The organism is Streptococcus sp. GMD3S (genome assembly GCF_000298695.2).
Classification (GTDB): Bacteria; Bacillota; Bacilli; order Lactobacillales; family Streptococcaceae; genus Streptococcus.
Map to the genome: position 1 here is coordinate 1 of NZ_AJRC02000058.1, position 3,055 is coordinate 3,055.

The window sequence follows — 3,055 nt, forward strand, 5'->3', positions numbered from 1 at the left end:
TCTGTTTAGAATGGTAAATCTACCTCTAAATTATAGTCTGATACGAAAGTTCTAGGGTGCTTTTTCTAACAGTTACTAGAATCTTGATAGAAATTCAATTTTCTTCTTGACTCTGACCTTAGGTAAGGGATTATACTAATAATAGATAAGAAAGGAGATTACTATGCAAATCAATATGATTCGTTCAGATGAAGTTTACCAAGAGATGCTCGAGCTTCCTTTGGAAAAGAGAGAGGGCTGTTTTCGAGCTAAAATATTAGCACCTTTTGCTACGAAATACCAAACTCAACATATTCCTCTGAAAGCCAAGTATCCCGGAGGATTTGATGCTTTGTTCCTACTTGGTTTTATGAATCAGCTACCCGGAACTCTGTCAGAGAAGGATAGACCAGCTATCGACGCTCTGAGCTCTGATCAACTCTGGCAAGACTGCCAGAATACCATCAAGAGGAGTATTGGTCTTTTTGAGCAGGCTGGCTATGACTTAGAGGTTGAGGATTACCATTTTACTATTTTATTGGGCAACCCTGAAAAGCCCATGTTACAGCTCAATAAGGGTTATAGTGGAGATGGTGGAATTCCAGGCTACCTCATGCTTAGTCTGCTACCAAATGACTATACTTTACCCCGTGTGCAGGCGGCGTTAGCCCATGAGTGCAATCACAATGTCCGCTTTCAATTTGTCAAATGGAACCAGCAGACGACACTAGCAGACTGGGTAGTCAGTGAAGGATTGGCAGAGTTTTTTGCTGCTGAGCTCTATGGCAAAGATCTCATTGGGCCTTGGGTTACTTCAACCAGTCCAGAGCAGTTAGAAGAGATTAAGCCCATCATCTCAAGTCAGCTTCAGCTAACGGGGATGGCGGAAATGGCACCATATCTCTACGGTGATGAAATAGCTAAGATACAGGGTCAGATACCAGTTGGAATGCCTTATGCTGCGGGCTATGCTTATGGCTATCATCTGATACAAGCCTATCTGAAAATGACTGGCAAAACTATTATTGAAGCAACTGTGACACCAACGGAACAGATTTTAGAGGCGACTAAAGATTTTTGGAAATGACACTTTTGCTTGAAAATCTGCCAGAGTCTGATATAATGAAAGTAATTTTTGGAGGTGACTATATGCACTATAAAAGAGTTGAATTAAAAGTTACAAATCAAGGTATCCATGAGCGCAAGATCTTTCAAGGTGTTAAGATTTTCAGTCGTAGCAAGTTGTCCAAAGATCAGAAAAGTATTCTAACACAGAAGCTTTACCTGACACCGAAGCAAAACATTGTTTACTATCAACGGAAAGATATCAACTATGACCAGAACTGGCATCATAATAAGGACTATTATGAGCTAGCTTATGGCCAGTTGGACAGAGAGACGGTTTTTAAGGTTTGCCAAGATTTTGACGACCTGACTCCTTTTATAGAGGATGAGCTGCTGGAGAAGCTAAAAGAAAAGCGGTCAGCAGGCAAATTTTTTGAAAAATTAGATATATAAAAATCCGACTGCTTTCATAAGCAGTCGGATTTCTCTAATTTATAGTTTGATAATTTTTCATAAGGGAAAATAGATCTATTTTTATCATGAACAGCTAACTTAGTTAGAAATTGTAGAAACAGTATAGTTGAAATCTATGAAGAATAAGTGTATAATCAAAAAAATGATTGAGTGCTCACTCAATTTTGTAGATGTGTAAAGGAGTTCATACAATGGTTGTTCAAGCAATACAATATAGTCGTTTCGGTGATGAAGAAGTGTTAGATTTAGTGAACATTAAATCTGATTCTTTGAAACTGAATCAAGTGAGGGTAGAAGTTCATGCAGTTGGTTTAAATCCTATTGATTATAAGACTTTTGAAGGTGCAAAGCCACTCCGATTTCTATCTTTTATGACAAAACTCAGGAAGCCAAGTCGTTGGTTTGAGTCAAAATCATCTCTTTTTCCAAGAGGTGTTGGTCGGGATTTTGCTGGAGTTATCACAGAAGTTGGTGAAGGAGTAAATCGGTTTGCAGTAGGGGATAAGGTTTTTGGAACAATGATCAGTGACCCTGGATTGGGTACCAAGAGGGGAGCTTTGGCAACAGAAGTTTGTGTCAATGAATCAGAAATTGTGTTGAAACCAGAGATGATTGATATGAACCATGCAGCTACTATGGGTGTAGCCTCTCTAACAGTGGGAGGTGCTTTTAGAAAGATTGATCTAAACTCTAAAGATGTTGTAGTTATTTCAGCAGCAGCAGGTGGTATTGGAAGTATCGCAGTACAGTATGCAGTTGCTAAAGGTGCGACAGTTATTGGAATTGCAAGTAAGAAAAATTCAGATTATCTAAAGTCCTTAGGTGCCATACCAGTAGCTTACGAAGGAAACATCCAGAATGCTCTTCTATCAGCAAGTCCAACGCCGATTACAAAGTTCTTGGATTGCTATGGAAGTGATTATGTTAAATTGGCTTTCAGTTTGGGATTGAAGGGCACTGCTATTGGAACGTTAGTACCTTCACCATATGTTATGATAAGAGGTGCTCAGTTCACGGGTCCGAGACATTCCACATATGATGATTTTAGAGTTCTAGCGGAAATGGTCTCAGATGGGAAGGTTCGGCTGAATATTGATCAGGTTTATGATTTTTCTCTAAAGTCTGTTAGAGAGGCATATCGTAGTCTGAAGTCGGGACACACTCGAGGTAAGAAGGTTATAAAAGTAAGAGAGTAGCAGAGAGGTGCCAGCAATGGAAAGTTTAGAACAAAAGTATGCTCAGACATTAGAAAATAGCAACTTGAGTTTAAAACAACGTCAAGTATTATTATCAAGTCTAAAGCTATTTTCAGAAATTGGCTTTGAAAATACAACAGCCAGCCTTATTGCTAAGGAGGCTGGAGTTTCAGAAGGGACCGTTTTTAGTTACTTTAAGACCAAGGAAGGCATCTTAGAGGCTATTCTGTCAACTTTTCTCGAACAGGTTATTCCAGATGTAATTGCTGATTTTTCTGAGAAGAAATTTACAGCAAGCCAAGAGAGTTTTCCAGTGTTTTTGAGAAGCATTGTTCGAGATA

Annotated in this window: 4 protein-coding genes; all 4 read left to right on the forward strand. The window is 39.1% G+C overall.

Going from position 1 to position 3,055, the window contains the following annotated elements:
* The first annotated feature begins 163 nt into the window (after positions 1-163).
* Entirely contained in the window at positions 164-1,066 is a 903-nt protein-coding gene (locus GMD3S_RS0210050) for a DUF2268 domain-containing protein (RefSeq protein WP_001166696.1), read from the forward strand.
* 62 nt (positions 1,067-1,128) lie between these two features.
* On the forward strand, positions 1,129-1,497 hold the full coding sequence (locus GMD3S_RS0210055; protein WP_009013639.1) for an EXLDI protein: 369 nt from the start codon (positions 1,129-1,131) through the stop codon (positions 1,495-1,497).
* Between the two features lie 212 nt (positions 1,498-1,709).
* The gene (locus tag GMD3S_RS0210060; RefSeq protein WP_000261421.1) at positions 1,710-2,714 is read left to right on the forward strand and encodes an NADP-dependent oxidoreductase; all 1,005 of its coding nucleotides are present in this window, start codon (positions 1,710-1,712) and stop codon (positions 2,712-2,714) included.
* A gap of 16 nt (positions 2,715-2,730) precedes the next feature.
* Positions 2,731-3,055 (forward strand): TetR/AcrR family transcriptional regulator (locus GMD3S_RS0210065; RefSeq protein ID WP_025173012.1); only part of this gene is annotated, 325 nt, incomplete at its 3' end.